This is a genomic window from Fibrobacter sp. UWT2, from assembly GCF_900142545.1.
GTDB lineage: Bacteria > Fibrobacterota > Fibrobacteria > Fibrobacterales > Fibrobacteraceae > Fibrobacter.
This window is the reverse complement of the sequence record NZ_FRBF01000043.1, coordinates 1-2,318: the sequence shown is the minus strand read 5'-3', so window position 1 is coordinate 2,318 and position 2,318 is coordinate 1. Positions and strand designations below refer to the sequence as shown.

Below are 2,318 nucleotides of genomic sequence, written 5' to 3'. Positions count from 1 at the left end.
ACAAGGCTTATGCTGTTGCAGGCGCAAATCTTCGAGGAATACCGGATTCTGCAGAACAGGGCGCAAGAAATCCGCGAACAGTGGCGCTACGGGCAAATCGCGGTGGAATACCACCAAAAGGAACTCGAAGAGGAATTCAAGAAGCTCGCCATGGGCAAGAGCAACTACCGCGAGATATTCGAGATGGAAGAGGACCTGCGCGAAGCGGAGCGCCGACAGCTCGAAAACATGCGGACTCTCCGAATCATCGATGTCCGGCTGATGCGGGCAACAGGCAAACTGCTACTGCAGAACGGCCTGGAAACCTGGAAAAACGAAAAACTCGTGCTGCGCGAAGACCTAACCGCAGAATAGGGCTAGTCATTCCCGCTAGCGATAAGCCCCATGTCGCGGGCCTTCACATCGTTTATCACCTTAACCCAACCCGATTTATTCGGGCTCCAAATCTTTTTCAATTTATTCAACAAGGGATAAGCGTTAAACATGTCGTGTAAAGCAGGCAGCTGATCTTTGGGCATTCCCTTAAGAACCACATAGTAGTTAATCGAAAGCTGTTCCCAATTTCTTCCTTTTAACGGATCTAGCAATGAATCCCTTTCAGAAAGAATTTTCATATAGTCACTAGCAACAAGGTGCAATGTGTCGGAAAGTTTTTCCGCTATAGAAGGAAGAAAATTGTTATTAATGTCGTCACTGCTTTGCGGAATGGAACTCTTTGCTTCTAAAAAGATGGCCTTTTTTCCACGAAACAAGACGAATTCAACACTTTTACTAACAAGGTGCTTCTTTTGGGAAAATTTTTCTGCAGCAAAGACATCCTTATTTTCGAAGGGACCAAACTGCATTCCCGATTCTTCAAAAGTTACCGTACTCACAGGTCAATCTCTTCTTCGTAAAGGCGAATCGATTCGGCTATAATCTGGTTGTCTTCTGGGATGCCATCCAGCAAATCATCTACCCTATAGCCCCCATCAAGGGAAATAATAGGAATTGACTGACGATTTTTCTGGGCAAGCAGGTATAGTTTCTTTACGACAAAGTAGGAATGCGAAGAAATAATGAACTGCACACCGCATGCAGAAAGTTCATAGACAATATCCAAAAACTTGGAGATTGCCGTAGGGTGCAGGGACGATTCCAGTTCGTCAATAAAAACAACGGAGGACTTTGTCAAGAATCTGTTCCCAAGCAGGGTGTCAAGAATACCGATTTTCTTGATGCCGTCGGATGCAAGTTCTATGGGGAATGTATGTCCATCCTTCTTAAGGAACCAGCGGTTTTCCTTGGCGTCAAAACTGACCACGCCACCGGTAATATCTTTCAACATCTTTCGGCTATTGGCAAAACCGCCCGGATTCTTGCCCTTTGTCGTTGGCGAGTTCAGCGCCATCGCCAAATCGTAATAGGTTTCGTCAAAGCCAAATTCCATATCCAGGCTATGGGTCTTGATGACGAGCTTTTGGAGAGAAAGAATTTCCTTGGCTGGGAGAAAAACAGAATTGACCGGAGTCGGTTTCACCTTATTAAAGAACGGCGAACACACCAGGCCCTCTTTCTTGGCAATGCTAAAATTCACCTCGGCCTTATCCGCCTTGAACTGCACATTGGCCGACAGCGAAGCATCTCTCTTTATCAGCGACTGGAGCGAATCCACCTGAAAAGTCCACCGAAGTTTTTTGTACAACAGCCTTTGATAACTTTCATCGTTCTTTCCGCGCTGGAAAATTTCGGCAGAACGCTTGGCCGCATACAGGGCCTTGAGCAAAGTCGATTTTCCGCAGGAATTCGGGCCGACAATCAAGTTGATACCTTTTAGGTTTTCAACCCTGATCGAGTCGATACAGCCAAAATTTTGAACTTGAAATTCCTTTATCATCTTGGTCCTTTATTTCAATGCCAAAGCTAGTAAAAACTACCCGATAGAAATCACGGCGGTGCCTGCGGTGAGTGCAGTCACGCGGATTTCGTAGCGGTTGTCTCCGTTCGGGGTGTCGGGTATATCCACGGTGAAGTAGTAACCCGGCTGCGTGGTAGCCGTCATGGTAGTGCCGTTCACGTCCCATTCCCATGCAAGGGCGGGGACGCTATGGCCCTGGCCGTCGGCCACCATCACGATATTCGGATGCCACCACTGGTTGCCAGGCCAGGAGTCGCTTACCAGCAACACCGTCTCGCCCTCGGCAAAGTTTACCACCTGTGCACCAGAAGAAATGTCAATCGTGCGCGAAATCGTGCCCGGAGTCACTTCCTGCTGTATGGTCCAGTCCTTGTCGGTCGTGTCCGTAAAGGTGTCGGTCGCCCCGTTCTCGGAGGTTTCC

At 48.0% G+C, this 2,318-nt stretch carries 3 protein-coding genes and 1 pseudogene; 1 reads left to right on the top strand and 3 read right to left on the bottom strand.

Going from position 1 to position 2,318, the window contains the following annotated elements; all coding sequences use genetic code 11:
• Window positions 1–354, top strand: a 354-nt coding sequence (locus tag BUA40_RS14660) for a TolC family protein (RefSeq protein WP_178299679.1), incomplete at its 5' end; no start/stop codon positions are given.
• A gap of 2 nt (window positions 355–356) precedes the next feature.
• On the opposite strand, the gene BUA40_RS14125 is transcribed toward BUA40_RS14660, so the two are convergent.
• The 3 genes and pseudogenes from BUA40_RS14125 to BUA40_RS14655 all read right to left on the bottom strand — a co-directional run.
• Window positions 357–875 carry a hypothetical protein gene (locus tag BUA40_RS14125; protein ID WP_072801483.1) on the bottom strand — a complete coding sequence of 173 codons (519 nt, stop codon included), beginning with the start codon at window positions 873–875 and terminating at the stop codon, window positions 357–359.
• The gene (locus BUA40_RS14120; RefSeq protein WP_072801482.1) at window positions 872–1,876 is read right to left on the bottom strand and encodes an ATP-binding protein; all 1,005 of its coding nucleotides are present in this window, start codon (window positions 1,874–1,876) and stop codon (window positions 872–874) included. Before BUA40_RS14120 ends, BUA40_RS14125 begins: the two co-directional genes overlap by 4 nt.
• 36 nt (window positions 1,877–1,912) lie before the next feature.
• A pseudogene (locus tag BUA40_RS14655) lies at window positions 1,913–2,318 on the bottom strand (hypothetical protein); the annotation flags it as partial.